The following is a 16043-nucleotide window of genomic DNA, read 5'->3' on the forward strand; positions in this document are numbered from 1 at the left end:
CGGGGAGAAGGACAAGAACGACATATACAGGATGTTCCCGCGCACCTGCCCGACCTGCGGGGGAAGCGGACGGCAGCGATAAGCCCCAGCGTGAACGCAAAAGGCGGCCCGGCCACCCCAAGGGGTAGCCGGGCCGCTTTGTCGTCGGCACTGCACCGACCAGCATTCATGTTGCGATCCTCGTCCAGCTCGAAGGCCGGGCGCAGCCCCACGCGTGGGGAGACCTCAGGGTAGCGCCGTGTGCATCCATGGCACAACGGTCGAGATTTTCGATATCGCTTATTGACGCAAGGCCACGGCTCTCCTAGGATTAACGATATCGCCAAACATCGTATGACCAGGAGGAAGCCGTGGCCATCATCACGCTACCGGACCACAACCTCACCAACAGTGCTGCGCGGCGCTCGAAGGTCTGGTTCAAGGCCCTCACCGGCATCGACACGAGCAAGAGCGACGGCTACGCCTTCCAGGGCACCTTCGCCAACTTCGGCGAAACCGTCGAGGTCGCCGAGGGCGCGTGGCTCATGTCCCTCATCGAGGACGTGCGCTCCTCCGGCCGGCTCGACGGCCGCGACGTCACCCTCTACCAGGTCCGCGACGGCAAGCTCGCCGAGGTCGAGTCGTGGTCGCTCGGCTCGGAACGCGGCTGGGCGCTGCTCGTCCGCGACCAGATCGCCGCCCACATGGCCAAGCCCGCCGAGCCCGCGACCCCCGACGTCGACGCGCTGCTCGCCGAGCGTGAGGCGCTGCTCGCGCGGATCGCCGAGATTGACGCCCTGCTGCCCGAGCCTGAGGGCACCGAGGTCGACACCCGCCAGGCCGCGCAGGTCCTCGGCGTGTCGATCCGCACCGTGCAGCGCTGGGCCGCGCAGGGCCGTGTCCAGGCCACCAAGAGCGACTCGGGCCACTGGGTTATCACCATCACCATCAACGCCTGATCGGAGCTGACGTGTACATCCAGGGATACGACGGCGGCGCCCCCACCCGGGCCCTCACCGCCGCGCTCAACCGGCTCGCCCCGGAGCTGTTCGCCGCCGGCGACCGGAACCGGGCCGACCTGACCATCGTCCCTCGCCGCGACGAGGACCGCAGCGCCGCCGGCTGGTACGACGTGTACTACTCCCACCCCAGCGTCGAGGTGATCGAGCACCCGCTCGACGGCACCCACCCGGCCACCACCCAGGCGCTGATCCGCATAGCCGCCGCCATCCCGCCGCCGCCGCTCATCCCGGCCGACGAGCGGATCGCCGCCGCGGCGCCGGTCAGCCTCGACGGGCTCAGCGAGGAGCACATCCGGCTGTACGGCGGCGCCGACGAGGTCCACACCATGCTGACCCAGCAGCGCGACGTCGCGATCCGCGACGACCACAGCGTGGACGCCTACGACTGGGACGCCCTCGCCGTCCACGTTGTCGACCTGGTCCGCGAGCTCAAGCCGCCGAAGCTCAACCCCGGACAGCGCGCCCACGTCGCCGCGGCCCGCCTGCTGGAGGCGCTCGAGCGGGTCCCCGCCGAGCGCGCCTCGCTGGCCGCGCACCTGCGCAACGCCGAGCAGGCCGGCCAGCAGCTGGCCGAGCTGCGCGGCATCCTCGCCGCGATCGACCCGACCCAAGTACAGGAGGATGCACAGTGAGCAGCCGCATCAAGATCTACGCCTACGACGAGATCGGCGGGAAGACCCTCGACGGCTGGTTCGACGCCGACAAGGCCGAGCTGACCGAGGAAGACACCCGCTGGAACGGCAACAACCACGTCAGCGTCCACACCACCGACCAGTACGAGCACCAGGGCCTCTACCGCACCTCCGGCGGCCGGTGGGTCCTCAACACCTGGTCGCAGCGGCAGGGCGTCGAGCCCCGCTACGAGTTCCTCACCGGCGAGCAGGCCCGGGAGTGGCTGCTCGCCAACGACTCCGACGACGTGATCGGGAAGCACTTCGGCGAGGTCGAGGAGGAGCGCGGCCCCGGCCGGCCCGGGGTCGGCAATGCCGTGCACGTCCGCCTCGGTGATCTGCTCCCGCGCGTGGACGCCGTCGCGAAGGAGCGGGGCAAGTCGCGGGCCGACACCGTGCGCGACCTTGTCGCCCAGGCGCTCGGCGAGCGCTGACATGGGCACCGACACCAGCATGACCCAGGCCATCGCCCCGCTGTGGACTGCTGTTGCCGTCGTCGCGGGCGACGAGCTCGGGGCCCTCGAGCTGACCCCGGACGCCCGGAACCGCTGCTACGAACTGGCATCGGGCTTCGAGTACGCGCGGGCGGCGAGTGAGCGCCGGCTGCGCAGCGGGCACCACGCCCCCCGCACCTACGAGGAGGAGGAGGCACACACCACGGCGTGGCTCCGCAGGTACTGGGTCGCCACGGACCTCGCCGAGATCCTCAACGTCGCCCTGCGTGGCGACGACCACTTGGCCGAGGTGCGGCAGCTGGTCGAGAGCGCGCTGGACGGTACTGAGCTCAAGGCACTGCAAGCCAACGTGGCACCGTAACCCGGACGCACGAAAGCGGCCCCGGCCACCCCGCGATGGGGTAGCCGGGGCCGCTTTGCGTTCCAGGGTGTTCAGGATCCGCCGTACGCCTGCCTGGACATCGCCGCGGCGACCGGCCGGGGCACCAGGTTGTCGCCGATCGACTGCGCCGGCGCCGCGCCGATCAGGAGCACGCCGAGCCCAGCGATGACCAGGTTGACGATCTCGCCCGTGTCCAGGCCGCCGACGATGTACGCCGTGGCCGCGTTGAGCACCGCCAGGACGACCGCGACGACGGTCTTCACGGCCGGCGCGCTGGGCAGGTTCGGGACGAACCACACCGAGAACGCCGTGGTGGCGGCGATCGCGATCTGGATGCCCTCGCCGGCGTCGATGTGGCCGTCGCTGACGGCGGAGCTGGCGATGGTGAGCGCGGCGACGAGCACCGCGGCCGCGGCCTTGCCGAACCGCTGCAGGAATCTCTTCATGCACCCTCCTCAGGGCGTGATAGTTACTCCTCGGCGTCGGTGAAGTCGAGGTAGTAGGACTTGCCCGGCTCGAAGGAGACGGCCGGGTTGTCGACCTGGATCCGCAGCTCCGCGTACGGGGTCGCGGTCGCGTATCGCTGGTCCTCCGGCACGCTCGTGTCGTAGATCGCGGAGAACTTGAAGGTGCGCGGCCAGACCTGCACCTCGATCGGCTGCTGGCCGCCGCCGACGTAGCGCTGCTGGGTGGCCGGCTGCATGCTGCTCAGCTCGACGCTGGTGCAGCGGAACTTGGCGCGGACCGTCACGGTTTCCTCCGTTGGTTGCTGGGACCGACCGGCATTTGCGCAGGTCGGAGATACTGTCGAGCGATCCGGCTCATTGACATCGCCGGAACCGAATCGGATGATCGCCACTGCTGAGGCGCCGTTCGACGGATGCGGCCACACAGGGTGACGCGATAGGAACCGGAGACACCCTGATCCCGGATTGGAGCGCGGCCGCGATGCGCGTACCGGCAGACCCCCACAACCCGACGTATGACCACGTCATCGAGGTCACATTCGGGCAGTGGCTACGCAGTTCGGGCGCCGACCGGAGGGAGTGGGCACGTCGGCGCAACGCCGCGTTGAAGGCCCAGCACCAGAAGGGTGTGCAGGCGCGCCGGCAGCGCGCCGCCCACCGTCGCCAGCAGGTCGGCAACGCCATGCCGGCGAGTCGTCCGAGGGTGCGGCCCGCACCGCAAGACCCGCAGGCTGCCGCGTGGAACCAGCAGGCTCAGCGGCTGGACCGGTGGCTCCGCCTGGAACAGTGGCTACTCGGCATCGAACTCGTCATCGTGTTGATACCGATCGTGGTGTGCCTGGTCGGCACTCTCGGCGTGGCCGCCTGGTGGATCGTCTACCGGTAGTCGGACCGCGGCGGCCCGGCGGCCGAGCTAGCTGCCGAACCGTACAGCCTGCACGATCAGCGCCGCGACGACCGCGAGCGCGAGCGCGAAGACGGCCCACTCGTACCAGGGCCTTCCAGCTGCTCGCGGTCGACCCGTGCGGCCAGGATGCGCAGCAGTGCCTGCGACCCGCGCAGCCCCACCATCGCGCCGTACATGAGCAGCAGCGGCCAGAGGACCCGCTCTATCGCCTGCTGATAGGCGATCCCGGCCAGCCCTGCGGCCAGGAGCACCGTGTCCCGCGACACCCTTCCACGGCTGGGCCGCCGCCTGCGCTCGCTCACTCACGTCCCCGTGCCCTCTCTGGTCCATGACCGCTGGATACCCACGCCGCGCCGGGCGCTCACCCCGCGGCGGCCTTGAGCGCGGCCGCCAGGTCCGCAGCCAACTTCGCCTCCCGCACCCGAGCGGCCTCCAGCTGGTGCTGCAGGCCAGCAACCAGGGCGTGGGTGTCGTCGCCGACCGCCCGCACCGCGGCAATGATCGGCGCCGCGGTGACGCTTCCGCCGGCCTGCTGGATGACCGTGGTCAGCGCGGTGATCGCCGCAGCCGTCGCCTTGTCCCGGGCTTCGTCCGCCGCGGCCGCGGCGAGCAGCTGGCCGAGCTGCTGGCTCTGCACGTTGGCGCCCATCCCGCCGGCGTAGTCCCACACCTTCTCGTCGCCCTTGGCCCCGATGAAGCCGGCCCTGTCGGTGTTCCAGCCCCAGTACATCGCCCTCGCGAGCGCGTGGGTCTGCCGGTCGCGCAGCCTGTCGTCATCGGTGTACATGTCGTCCTCCGTGGGGGTAGGGGCCGATGCGGCGGCCCCGATCGTCTGCCACGGCTGCTCGCCGTCGGCTCGTGCGTCGCCGACCACGCTGAGGTGGCCATGAGTTTTGTGCTTGTCCTTGCCGCCGTACGGTCGCCATGTCCATGCCGGGTACGCGCTGGTGGCGTAGCTGGAGAACATCTCGCCGTTGGAGATGCCGTACTTGACCCGCGGGTCCTTGCTGCGCCGGATGTCGTCGAGGACCTGGCGCACGTCGAGCCCGAGATCAGGCCGGTTCGGGAAGTCCGCTGCCGTCACGATCTGGCTGCCCCAGCCGGGGAAATCGTGCGGTGCATGGTCCGAGGTCGGGTCGTGGGCGGCGTCGGCGACAAGCCCCCACTCGTTCACGCTGGTCGCCGGGGGCTTCGTGCGGGGTGCGCCGCGCTGCAGCTGCGCGTGCAGCGTGACCAGGGATCGTGCAGCTCTCCAGGCCATTGTCTCCTCCGGAATAGGGCGGTCGTTGAGCTAAATGCGCGCCGCTCAGCAGCGCAGGTCCCCAGCCGTAGCGCCTGTAAGCCCCCTATGCCGGCTGGTACGCGAGCGACCACGCGATGACGTCATTCGTCGCCCACGCGGTGCCTGAACCGGCGTTCGTGACGCCGGAGAATGAATCATGCAGGTAAATATTGAAGAACCCGGCCGACTCGAATCTAATCGTGCCCTGTCGATTCGCCGTGCCCGCGTCGAAAATGAACCCCTGCCCGACAACATTCGCAACCGCGCTACTCGACGCGTTGAATGGAACGGCGAACCGATAGACGCCGTTGCCGGGCGCGAACGTCGATCCGATCGCGATCCTTCCCTCGCAGAAGACGATGTCGGAACCCGCCGCCCGCCGGTACCTCGCCGCCCACGTACTGTTTCCGAGCGCGGGATTTGTAACAGAGGCGCCGATGATCGTGCCGGCCGTGCCGTATGGAGTCCAGCCCGGTGCGGTCAGCGAGTCGATTTGGTCGGTGATTTGTTTCAGCTCGGCGGCCGTTACGACGTGCCCGGCCGGAAGAACTGGCATCGGCATGCGTGCCTCCTAGAGCGAGATCTTGCCCGGCCGCCAAAGGCGCACGGCCGTACCGGCGGGATGCGCGGTCGCCGGCACGTTGACACCGCGCGTGACGGTGAATATCTGCGGACTGGCGATAACCAGGTCGTCCCAGGCGGTGGACATTGGCAGCGCATTGGTGATGCTGTTGGCTGCGGTGTACAGCTCTAGCGGGCCCGGGGCGATGTGGGTAACGCCAGTGAGTGTGACCAAAGGGGCGGCCGGCATCGTGCCTGCGGAACTCCACGCCCACCCGTCCAGCCTGTCCCCGTCGCCCGCGAAGCGAATGCGTACAGAGGCGCCTGCGTTGACCCCGGGCACGGTGGCGTACGACGAGTACGTCTCGACGCCGCCGACAGTCTGCCGCAGGACGACGATGCAGCTATTGGAGCCGACATTGCGGTAGAGCCACATATCGACAGACGTAGCGCTGCTGACGTAGCGCATCCGCAGACCGTGATCGATCTGACCGCCAGCCCCCGTGGGTGCGGTTGACTGCGAGGTCACTGCGACGTCGAACTGCGCACCGAGACTGGGTAGCTGCATGCGTCGAGGGGACGCCGGCGAGCCGCTCAGCGACATCAGCCCGACTGCACCATTGACCGAGCAGTCAGAGGCAGGGTTGCCATCCACGCGCGTCCATAGCAAGCCCTCTGGCGTGCGCCCCCAACCAACCCCCACGGTGCGGCTGAATGCCTCGTTCAGCGGTGAAATCGCCGTCACGGTGACGCGCTCGCCGGCCTGTGTGTAGGGGTCGACGAGCTCGACGTCGAGCGGGAAATCGGCCGGGAACGCTGCTGTTGTTGTCCACAGTGGAGGGACGAGCGTTGCGACTGATAACGACGTATCGCCGGCAGTACACCCGCTCGGCAGGTTGCTACCTCCGGTGTCGAGCCGCCCGAGCCGCCCCGAGCCGACGACGAGCACCTCGTGCGGCCTGGCTGGCGCGCAGTTCAGTGCGACCGGAAACCCGTACGGCTCATACCTTTCCTCGACGCCCTCGACGAACACGTCGACGCCGTTGGGCTGATCACGCGCCGGCAGGTTCGTGATCACGATGCGCCGGCCGAGCACGCCGGCGAGGTACGTCGCGAGCGCCGGCAGCGTCGCGTCGTTGGCGAACTCAAATTGGAGCTGTGGATAGCGCATGTCGTCGACCGTGCCGAGGGACGCGAGCCACTGCGCGTGGAATGCGAGCTCGGCGTCGGGCGCGTTGACGTCGGCACTGCCGGCGTATCGCCCCTCGGTCGCGATGTTCGCCGCGTCCTCGTATCGGACCGTCGAACCGGACGGCCGCCGCACCGTGACGTCGTTGCGGATGCCGCGATCGTCTTCGACGGGCTGCGGGTCGTCGGCGAGCTGCGAGCCCGTCAGCGTGAGCACTGGCGCGGCGTTCTGCCGCGCCACACGCGGGATATAGCGCAGCCCGAACCCTTCCTCAATGAGCAAGCCATGATCGGTCTGCTCGCAATCCACGAGGAGCTCAGAGAGCGTGTCAACGCCCTGCGGCCCCATTGTCGACGTGGCGCCGGCATCGACGGTGATCGCGATACCCTCCTCGGCGCAGAGTCGCGTGAGCCGAGCGCCGGCCGTCTCGCCTGCGTAGCCGAGAGCAGCGGTGTAGTTGATTGGCGCGGCCGGGCGTGGCGACCATACGCCTACGCCGCCGAGCGTGCGCAAAAACCCTCCCGCCCAGGGATTCAGCTCGACCGAAGTTATGGGCCCCACCTGCGGTTGCCCAATGATCGCGCCAGTGGTATTGGAGGTGGAGACGACGAGCGCTCCGTCTAGGTAGATCCAGTAATTCATGGTCGTTGGATTTACCTGTACGACCTCTATTGCGGCCCTGTGGACTTTACCGTCATCGATGCGCGGCTGCGTGTGGCTAACGAGCGTGCTGCCGAACATCAGTCCGGACTTACTCGACTCGCCCCAAATGTGAAAAGAGTCGAAATCCTGCTCCGCATACCAGAGATCGATTCCCCCGGTCGTCCGCCAGGCCAGATGCCGAACGACTATGAATACGTCATCGGGGATGCCGGCCGGCTCGAACCCGAATGACCATTCGACGCGCCATGAGGTCGCCGAGGTAGAGACGACGGGCGCAGATAGGGAGCCCCCATTGATCTCGGGCATCGCCCCCATCCCGGCTGGTACGAGCGCCTCGTCGTAACTGCCGAATTTGACTCGCGGCACATATGGATCGATGCCCTGCACCATTGGCGCGGCGCCTGGAACGAGATTGGCGGCACTCTCCGCGTTTTTTCCGTCGTCGAGCGGCCAGTATGCGACGAGGTTATCGGACTTGCTTGCCGCCCTGGTGAGGGGCGACAGCAGCGGCGTTTTACGGCCGGCGAGACGTCGTAGGATGCCGTAGGCGTTTACCGCCACGGTGCCGACCGTGCCAGCCTTGCTCTTATGCCGAGGCGTAGCCTCGGCCACCCAACCGGAAAAGCGCTCGATGAGCGAGCCCGTCAAATTCGCCGAGAAGCGAATCGGCGTGCCTCGGCGCAGGCTTCGTGCGGAGCCGGGCACGCGCGGCGTATACGAGGCGCCGGCGAAGTTGTTCAGGGCGAAAGAAATGCGCGCCGGGTCGGCCGTGTCGGTCTCATTGGCCCGACCACGAGAGACGGTGACGCCGTCCTCGACGCGCACATCTGCCGTAATATCGGTCCACGTCCACGAGCCGGGGGCCGCGTCCGGGTTCTGCCCGAACGCGGCCTCCATCTTGATGATCATCGGCGAGGCAGGCCATGCCATGAGCGCTCTCCTATCTCGCTTCCAGGACGCGGACGACGGAGCCGCCGCGCGCGCGGATGGCCCTGCGGAGGATCTCGACGAGCAGGTCGTCGAGCGCCGAGCCGCCCGAGCGGAGCTCGATCACAACCGGTCCGCCGAGCCCCCCGCCCAGCTTCGACAGCGGGATGACGGCCTCGTCCTCGCCCGCTTCGCCCGCAACGAGGAGGCGGCCACCCGGGGTCGCCGGCACGATGCCACCCTCAGCGAGTAGCGGAATGTCCGGGAAGATATCATCGATGTTGAATGCCCATCCGCCGATACCCGGCACCCAATCTGGCACGCGAATGTGAATTCCGAAATCGAGCCGGTTCCAGAATCCGAGTACCGTGTTTATCGCGTTTTTCGCGCCGTCCCTGAATCCATCCCAGAGATTGCGCACGCTCGCGGACACCCGGCCTGGTAAACCTGTCAGGTAGGCGATCCATGCATCGAATTTTTCGACGATCCAATCTTTCGCCTTGCCCGCGCTGTCGGATATCCATTCCCACACGGCCTTAATTCCTGGCCATAGCGTGTCGGTCATCCAGCGCCACACGAAAAGCGCCGCGCCCTTAATCATCTCCCAAGTGCCGATCCAGAAATTCCGGAACGCCTCGGAGTGATTCCACAGGTAGAGGAATCCGGCAACAAGCGCCACAACCGCGATGATGATCAGGCCGATGGGATTCGCGGACATTGCGACATTCAGCGCCCATTGCGCAGCCGTCGCCACACCCCGAACCGCAACACCCGCAAGCTCGGCAGCCTTCAGAGCCACGGTCTCGGCAATCGCCCGCGTTTTCGCCAGAATTCCGAGGTTCGTCGCAGCGGTGTTCGCGCCTGTCGCGGCCGTTGACGCATTCGTAGAGACCATATTCGCCCGCATCGCGGCCGTGTTAGCGCGCAACGCGGCCGAGTGCCCGAACATCGCGGCGACCTTCGCCGCTTGGATCGGAACAGACGCGACCGTAGCCACATTCGCCGCCGTCTGCGACGTCTTGTAGAGCAGGAACAGGCCGATGATGAGCGGCAAATTCTGCGCGACGAGCCCCAGGTGCTCGGCAAGAAATTTCATTACGACAGACGTCACGGACCATGTGGCGTTGAGCCCGCCCCCGGTATCCCTCAGTTGAGAAGCGCCAGAGACCACCTGCCCAAGCAGATCACGCAGGGTCGTGAATACCTGCGAGACTTTCTCCTGCCCCTCGGCGGAATGCAGGAATGCCGCCATCCTGCCTGTGGCATCGGCCAGCCACGTGAGCATGCTCGCGCCCGAATCGCTATTCGCGCGGAAAATCGCGACGAGCGCCGAGCCGAGATTCCACACAACGGCGATAACCTGCCGGAAAGCGACGACGCCGTTCTGTGTCCACTCGGCGAGCTTGCCGGTTTCGCGCGCTTTCGTGATGAAGCGATCGAATCGCTCGGCGAGGCTCTGCACGTCCTCGGCGAGCATGACGAGCCCGCCCCCTGCCGTATCGCTGAGCTGCAGGAACGCGCTCATGAAAGGCTTGATACTGCGGCCGAGCGCATCCGAGGTCTTGACGACGTTGGCCAGGGCGCCGTCGACCGTACGGACCGTGCTCGGCAACGCCAGGAAGGCGGTCGTCTCGTGGCCTGCGCGGTTGAACGCCGAGCCGACGCCGCTGAGGCGCCGCTCGACGGTCGGCAGGTAGGTGGCGCTGAGCAGGCGCAGATCCCCGGCGACGCCGGCCAGGGTGGCCTGTTGCACCTGCCGTTGCATGGCGGACCATGACGGGCCGATGCTCTTGATCGTCGTCACCAGCTCTTGCCCGGCCGGCGACAGCTTCGCGAACGCCTCGGCGGCCGGGTCGCTACCGCCGCCACCGCCCGAGTCGGCCCCCTTGGCGAGCGCCTGCTGCGCCTGCGCGAGCTCGTATGTGGCGTCGCGCTGCTGCTCGATCGCGCGCACGACCGCGTCGCTGCCCTCGACGCCCTTGGCGGCCGCGTCCTGCTGCTCGGTGCCCAGGTCGCGGGTCCGGTCGCGTGCCTCGTCGAGCGTCTGCACCGCCTGGCGCAGGGCGAGATCGGCCTCCCGGATGTCGGTGCCAGTACCGCTCGCCTGCGCGCGGCGCAAGCCCTGCTCGGCCCGGGCGACGGCGAGCAGGGCGCCCTCCTCGTCGAGTTGCGCGCCGCGCAGCTGCCGGCTGAGCTTCTCGATGTTGTCGGCCGCCGTCCGGCGGGCGTCGTCGAGAGCCTGCTGCGCCCGTAGCGCGGCACGCTGTGCGGTTTCGATCCGGTGCTCGGCCGCCGCATAGTCGAACGCCGCCCGGGCGGCGCCGCCCGTGCTGGACTTCAGCGCGGCGCCGAGCCCGCTCGTCGCGAGCTTCAGCACGGTAAAGCTCGCAGCGGCGCCGAGGACGAATGACGGCACGGTGGCGAGTACGCCGACCGCCTGCCCGACACCGGCCGCGAAGGTCACCGCGTACGCGCCGGCGCTTGTCATGGCGAGGCCGAACGCGACCGTGCTCGCGGCCGAGGCCAGGTTCGCCCGCTTGACGTTGGCCGAGGTGCGGTTGATCATCTCGTTGACGCCCGAGTCGCGGCCGATCAGATTGAATACGAGCGATACATCAGACACGGTGGCCGCCCCCTATCACCCGCTCGGCGTCTGCTGCCGTGCCTTCTCGTTGGCCTCGTCGACGTATCGGCATGCAGTCTCGAACTGGTCGTATGTGAGCTGTTCGATCTCCCACGGCCGGATGTGGAGCAGCTCGCAGAGGGCTATCCAGTAGCGACGTCGCTTGAGGGCGTGGGGGCTTTTCCCTCGGGCTCGCGGCCTTCGTCGGCCGCCTCGGCGAGCTGCCGGTCGATCTGCGAGATCGCGAGCTTGCGCTCGTCGTCGCTCAGCGCGTCGGCCTCCTCGATGGCCGTGCGCAGCTCGGTCAGCTCGGCGACGTCCATTTCGAGGGTCAGCTCGTCGTCGGCGAAATCAACGTCCGCGAATCGCGTGCGCGGATGCGCGCGCCGCAGCATGGTGAACAGCAGGGCGCGCCGGGCGAGGGCGTTGCCCCTCATCAGCCGCGTCTTGTAGTCGGTGCCGAAGTCAAACCCGGTGAGCTTCTCGATCTGCTCGATCTCGCCGGAGCGGAGCTTGCCGAGCTGGACGGTCCACCTCTGAGCGTCGCCGTCTTCGGGCTTGTAAACGAGGAACATCATGCGCCTCTCGCGATTCGCTGGGACATGTCGACGAGCACGCGCCGGGCTGCCGCCCGGTACCGCGTGCGATGCGCCTTCACGGGGTCGTCGAACCAGCCGGGGGCGCCGATTTGTGTCACCCAGACGTCGCGGCCGTAGACACGGTGTCGCCACGATCGGGCGTTGGTGCGCTTCGGTGCGTTGCCGAAACCGCGAGGAAGGCCGCGCCGATGCGCGACAATGCGCGCGCCGGCCGAGCGACCCGAGAGCTTGATCTGCACTTCCATGCGATCGGCGATCGCCGTCCGCAGCGGCTCGCCGGCGTGCGGCAGCCCGGCCGAGGACATGCCCATAAGGCCGGCCTTCTGCTCGCGCATGACGTCGTCGAGGATCTCCTCGAACCCGGCGACGAGGTCACGCCGCAGGCGCTCGCCGTCCGCCTCCTCGTCGAGGGCATGCGCGACGCGGGCGAAGCTGCGCCGGTCGGGCTCGATCCGGGCATGCACGCCTAGCTCGTGGCCCGGGTGACGGCGCCGGACGTCGGGTAGGTGTAAGACGCCTCGTTGACGTCACCCGGCGAACCCGCGATCGGGTTCCACTGCTTGACCAATACGCTCCCCGTGTACTTCGGGTTGGAGGTGCCAACGGCCGCATTGCTCGCGCGCACCTCGAACGTGACGACGGAGCCGAGCAGCGCCCACATGCTCGCGTCGATCGACGCGGCCGTCATGTCATTCATGAACGTCAGCGCGAGGCTTCCACTCTTGAGGCCACCCTTGACTTCCTTCCAGCCGGCCGAGAGGAAGTTGGTGACATCCTTCTCATCGACCTCGATCGACAGCTCGGCCTTCTTGATCGCTCCCGAGATGTCGCCCGGCGTGGGCGCAGCGAGGGACACATACGTAGCGGTCAGGACCATTTGCACACCCATGGCTGACCCTCCAATCTGACCAGACGGAAGAGCCCGACGCCGCGCAGCGCCAGGATCAGGGGAAGGTGAGGCCTTAAGCGGGCGGACCGCTGATGCCGATCGCCGCGACGAACAGGAACGACGGCCCGGTGCCGGTGATCGTCCACGAGACGCGGTAGCTCGTGTCCGTGATCGGGCCGAGCGCGCGCAGAATCTGACCGCCGCGCACCGTCGCCGGCGAGAACATCAGGCGGTCGGTCGGCGCGGCGAACGTGCCATCAGGGGCGCTCTGCACCTTGACCGTGATTGTCGGTGTGCCCGTGCCGGCGACCGAGAGGACGTGCAAGCTCGCGATGAGCTGCTGCGTGGCGCTGACGGCCGGCAGTGTGATGGCCGTACCGGCGCCGGTCGTCGTGCGGGCCGTTGCCGGGCCGTGCGCCGAGAGCCCGCGCGCGAGCGGCCACGTTCCGGACGCGGCGCCGTCCCACGGCGCGACGTCGCCGACGCCGCCGCCGAGCTTGTACGTGCTGCGCAGGCCGTTGACGATGTAGGCGAGCCCGCCCGGAGTGGCCGAGACCGGGCACACCGTCCACGCGCCGATGCCGCCGAGCGCCGCCCATGCGTCGTCGTCGACCAGGCCGACGTCGCCGGCCTGCCAATGCCCCGATGCGGTGAGCTTCGCCGAGCCGAGGCCGGCGCGCACCTCTTTCCAGATCGAGTCTGTCGCCGGATCGTACGACCCGAACGTCGTGACGTCTTTCTCCTCGAACTCGCCGCTCAACTCGACCTTGTTGCTCTGCCCCGTGAGGTCGGCCGCGCCCGCGAAGAGCCGGACATTCTTGAGGATGTGCTGCTGACTCATCGGCGGCGCCCCTTTCGTGTGACCGGCGCCGGACCCGGCTTGCCGGCTAGGAAGTCGTCGAGTTCAGCGGCCTCGCCGCGCAGCTCGGCAGCGCGCGACGTGCACCCCGCCTCGTGGAGCGCTGTCGCCTCGGCGAGCAGTCGCTCGATCTCGGCGGGCGCCTCGGCCGCGGCGGCGTCCAGCTGGGCGCACGCGGCTGCGGCGCGGCTACCGTGGCCGTTGCCGTAGCTGACGAGCGCGGCGACCTGGTCGCGGTAGTGACGCAGGCGTTCGAGCAGGCCCATCTCAGTCCTCCGTCCCGTCGCCAACGGCCTTGACCGTGATCTCGGCGCCGAAGTGGGCCCTGTCCGCGACGCGGTAGAGCCGATAGCCCGCAATCCGGGTGACCACGAAGTCGTCGCAGGCGCCGTCCAGCGCGTGCTGGCCAGGCGCGCCACGGGCCCGCTCGAGCGCCGCCCGAACCGAGGTCGGGCCGGTGCGCCGCAGCAGCTGGTCGAGGAGCAGCTGGCCGGCCTCGTCATCGACGGTCGACGTGAGGACCCGGCAGGTGATGGTCACCGTGTCGGTCGCGCCGAAGTCGGTGAGCGGGTTGTATTCGGCCTCGCCGGCGTAGAAGCAGGGCGGGTCGATGTCGGCCGGCACGTACCCGAACGTCTGCAGCTTGGGCAGCCCGGCAGGCAGGACGACGGTGGCGGCGGCCGCGGCGAGCCGCTGGCGGACAAGAGCGACGTACATCCGTCACCTCCACATTGGTCAGCCGATGCTGGGCAGCTGCAGGTCGGCGAGCAGCGCCTGCACGTCTGGGTCGATCTTGGCGAGGCGGACGACGCCCCACTCGGCGGTGCCGGTCACGCCCTCCGGCGACGTCCTGCGCTTGTACAGCCGGCTGGCTTGGATCTGGGTGGCCTGGATGACCGCAGCGGGCACGGCCGGCCAACCCCAGCGGGCGGTGACGCGGACGAACCGATAGGAGGACCAGCGGCCGCCCCGACGGCGCAGCGCGTTGATCGGGCGGCGCTTGGCGAGGGCGTTCTCCGGCTCGGTGTCGTAATCGGCGACCTGGATCCAGGTGGTGCCGTCGCCGACCTCGACGACCATGTCGACGGTGGAGGCGATGTCATCGACGATGATCAGCTCGCCGTCACTGTCCGAAGCATCGACTCGCCCACGAGCGCGAAAGACCCTGGTAGAGGCGATCCGGTCGCGCCAAAACTGGCGGCCGCCGCAGTACGCGTCGGCGCCGCGACTTGCAGCGTCGAGACACATCGTCATGTAGAAATCACGGCCGGTGTCGGTGTCCGGCCGGTCGACCGTCGATCGGAACAGGTCCAGGCCGACGTACAGCGGCGGCGCCGGATTGCCGACGTCGTACGCGCCCCAGACGACGTCTTCGGGCACCGCGCCGCTGACGTCCCACCGGTACTGCCAGCTGTCGACCTGGTCGGCGAGCGGCGCCGCGTCGTACACCCCGGTGCTGGTCCGCGTGATGGCCGGGGTGCTGATCGTGCCGTCGGGCGCGTACAGAGTGAGGGCGACGGTGGCGTCGGCGTACTGCCCGGCGGCGTCGTAGACCTTGTGCCGTAGCGGCACCCGGTCGCCGAGGTCGTAGGTGGTCACCGCGGCCCTCCCGACGTTGTGACGATCCGCTGGACGCGGCTGGCGGTGACCAGCGGCCGGACGCCGGCGACAACCGGGCGCTCCCCAGCCGTCGGTGTGCCCAGCCTGACCGGCACCGCGATGCCATCGGGCGCCGCGGCCAGGGCGTACGTCGCAGTGGGCTGGCCTACAGCGAGCGGCACCGCCACCCCGCTCGGCCTACTTGTCCTCGGGCTTGGCGCGCTGCTTGTTCGCGGGGGCGCGCCGCTGCTTCGGCTCGACCGGCTCCCCCGAGGCGTCGTCTCCGGCGGGCTCCGGTTCGGGCCGGGGCACGGCGCCGAGCCGCTCGGCCTCAGCGCGGTTGACCTCGCTGCCCGGCGCTGCCCAGAGCCAGCGGCCGCTGGTGTCGCCCTCGGGGACGACACGGGTCTTGTCCTCGGTGAGGTACCAGTGCTGGGTGACGGTGATCGTCTCCACGGGCCCGGTGTCCTTCCGTGTGCGCAGGTAGTCGTATTGGAGGCTCACGTCTGGTTGGCCAGCTCGTAGTACTCGACGAGCACGCTGAACTTGCCGGCGGTGAGCGGCGCGGTGGCGACTGTCGCGACGACGTTGCGGGCCGCGGTGGTCCGGATCGGTGTGCTGGTGGCGGTGAAGTCGCCCCGCTTCGGGCCGGGCGTCGACCAGGGCGCGCCGGAGACGGCCGCCGCGGCGGCGATGTCGCCGGCGCCTTCGAGCCTGATCGCGAGGGTCGCGGACCCGCCGGACGTCACGGCCGTCTCGACGTTGATGAGCGCGTCGACGACGATCGCGCCGGCCGGGATCTGGTCGCCGCGCAGCGTGATGCTGCCGACGCCGCCGCCGTCGGTGGCGAAGTTGTACAGGCCGCGGGCGATCTTGCGCTCGCCCATGAACAGGCCGCCCGCGGCCACCTTCTTCGCGCCCGGGATGATCGGCATGGAGTCTCCTTGAGTGCAGGTCGCCGCGGGGGCG

21 protein-coding genes are annotated in these 16043 nt (G+C 68.8%); 5 read left to right on the forward strand and 16 right to left on the reverse strand.

From position 1 onward, the window contains the following. Positions 1-350: 350 nt before the first annotated feature. From ABT297_RS03975 to ABT297_RS03990, 4 genes are read left to right on the forward strand one after another with little or no spacing between them, the layout of a single operon-like run. Entirely contained in the window at positions 351-938 is a 588-nt protein-coding gene (locus ABT297_RS03975) for a helix-turn-helix domain-containing protein (protein ID WP_350544375.1), read from the forward strand. 11 nt (positions 939-949) lie between these two features. Continuing rightward, positions 950-1633, forward strand: a complete 684-nt coding sequence (locus ABT297_RS03980; RefSeq protein ID WP_350544377.1) for a hypothetical protein — start codon at positions 950-952, stop codon at positions 1631-1633. Then, complete coding sequence (locus ABT297_RS03985; RefSeq protein ID WP_350544379.1) at positions 1630-2106, forward strand: hypothetical protein; 477 nt, start codon at positions 1630-1632, stop codon at positions 2104-2106. Before ABT297_RS03980 ends, ABT297_RS03985 begins: the two co-directional genes overlap by 4 nt. Position 2107: 1 nt before the next feature. After that, positions 2108-2488, forward strand: coding sequence for a hypothetical protein (locus tag ABT297_RS03990; RefSeq protein ID WP_350544381.1), 381 nt, complete (start codon positions 2108-2110; stop codon positions 2486-2488). 71 nt (positions 2489-2559) lie between these two features. On the opposite strand, the gene ABT297_RS03995 is transcribed toward ABT297_RS03990, so the two are convergent. Further along, positions 2560-2955, reverse strand: coding sequence for a hypothetical protein (locus tag ABT297_RS03995; RefSeq protein ID WP_350544384.1), 396 nt, complete (start codon positions 2953-2955; stop codon positions 2560-2562). A gap of 23 nt (positions 2956-2978) precedes the next feature. Beyond that, positions 2979-3260 (reverse strand): hypothetical protein, encoded by a 282-nt coding sequence (locus ABT297_RS04000; protein WP_350544386.1) that lies wholly within the window; start codon positions 3258-3260, stop codon positions 2979-2981. 197 nt (positions 3261-3457) lie between these two features. Between ABT297_RS04000 and ABT297_RS04005 the strand changes: the two genes are divergently transcribed. Continuing rightward, positions 3458-3862 (forward strand): hypothetical protein, encoded by a 405-nt coding sequence (locus ABT297_RS04005; RefSeq protein WP_350544388.1) that lies wholly within the window; start codon positions 3458-3460, stop codon positions 3860-3862. A 56-nt stretch (positions 3863-3918) separates the two neighbouring features. Here the strand turns inward: ABT297_RS04005 and ABT297_RS04010 are convergent, their stop codons facing one another. The 14 genes from ABT297_RS04010 to ABT297_RS04075 form a co-directional block, all read right to left on the reverse strand. Beyond that, entirely contained in the window at positions 3919-4185 is a 267-nt protein-coding gene (locus ABT297_RS04010; RefSeq protein WP_350544390.1) for a hypothetical protein, read from the reverse strand. 59 nt (positions 4186-4244) lie between these two features. After that, positions 4245-5144: a hypothetical protein gene (locus ABT297_RS04015; protein WP_350544392.1), complete on the reverse strand. Its 900-nt coding sequence runs from the start codon at positions 5142-5144 to the stop codon at positions 4245-4247. Between the two features lie 85 nt (positions 5145-5229). Continuing rightward, positions 5230-5727 carry a hypothetical protein gene (locus ABT297_RS04020; protein WP_350544394.1) on the reverse strand — a complete coding sequence of 166 codons (498 nt, stop codon included), beginning with the start codon at positions 5725-5727 and terminating at the stop codon, positions 5230-5232. A gap of 9 nt (positions 5728-5736) precedes the next feature. Next, positions 5737-8508 (reverse strand): hypothetical protein, encoded by a 2772-nt coding sequence (locus ABT297_RS04025; RefSeq protein WP_350544396.1) that lies wholly within the window; start codon positions 8506-8508, stop codon positions 5737-5739. 10 nt (positions 8509-8518) lie between these two features. Further along, on the reverse strand, positions 8519-11128 hold the full coding sequence (locus ABT297_RS04030) for a phage tail family protein (RefSeq protein ID WP_350544398.1): 2610 nt from the start codon (positions 11126-11128) through the stop codon (positions 8519-8521). A 143-nt stretch (positions 11129-11271) separates the two neighbouring features. Beyond that, positions 11272-11706 (reverse strand): hypothetical protein, encoded by a 435-nt coding sequence (locus ABT297_RS04035; protein WP_350544400.1) that lies wholly within the window; start codon positions 11704-11706, stop codon positions 11272-11274. Further along, entirely contained in the window at positions 11703-12191 is a 489-nt protein-coding gene (locus tag ABT297_RS04040) for a hypothetical protein (protein WP_350544402.1), read from the reverse strand. The genes ABT297_RS04035 and ABT297_RS04040 overlap by 4 nt, the downstream gene beginning before the upstream one ends. Before the next feature lie 2 nt (positions 12192-12193). Then, entirely contained in the window at positions 12194-12610 is a 417-nt protein-coding gene (locus ABT297_RS04045) for a phage tail protein (RefSeq protein ID WP_502885484.1), read from the reverse strand. Between the two features lie 79 nt (positions 12611-12689). Continuing rightward, entirely contained in the window at positions 12690-13457 is a 768-nt protein-coding gene (locus ABT297_RS04050) for a hypothetical protein (protein WP_350544404.1), read from the reverse strand. After that, entirely contained in the window at positions 13454-13741 is a 288-nt protein-coding gene (locus tag ABT297_RS04055) for a hypothetical protein (protein WP_350544406.1), read from the reverse strand. The genes ABT297_RS04050 and ABT297_RS04055 overlap by 4 nt, the downstream gene beginning before the upstream one ends. Before the next feature lies 1 nt (position 13742). Continuing rightward, a complete protein-coding gene (locus ABT297_RS04060; RefSeq protein WP_350544408.1) occupies positions 13743-14192 on the reverse strand; it encodes a hypothetical protein in 450 nt (149 codons plus the stop codon). 18 nt (positions 14193-14210) lie between these two features. Continuing rightward, complete coding sequence (locus ABT297_RS04065) at positions 14211-15074, reverse strand: hypothetical protein (RefSeq protein WP_350544410.1); 864 nt, start codon at positions 15072-15074, stop codon at positions 14211-14213. 198 nt (positions 15075-15272) lie between these two features. Beyond that, entirely contained in the window at positions 15273-15578 is a 306-nt protein-coding gene (locus tag ABT297_RS04070) for a hypothetical protein (RefSeq protein ID WP_350544412.1), read from the reverse strand. After that, positions 15575-16009, reverse strand: coding sequence for a hypothetical protein (locus ABT297_RS04075; RefSeq protein ID WP_350544414.1), 435 nt, complete (start codon positions 16007-16009; stop codon positions 15575-15577). Before ABT297_RS04075 ends, ABT297_RS04070 begins: the two co-directional genes overlap by 4 nt. Between the last annotated feature and the right edge of the window lie 34 nt (positions 16010-16043).

The organism is Dactylosporangium sp. NPDC000555 (genome assembly GCF_040300025.1).
Taxonomy (GTDB): domain Bacteria; phylum Actinomycetota; class Actinomycetes; order Mycobacteriales; family Micromonosporaceae; genus Dactylosporangium.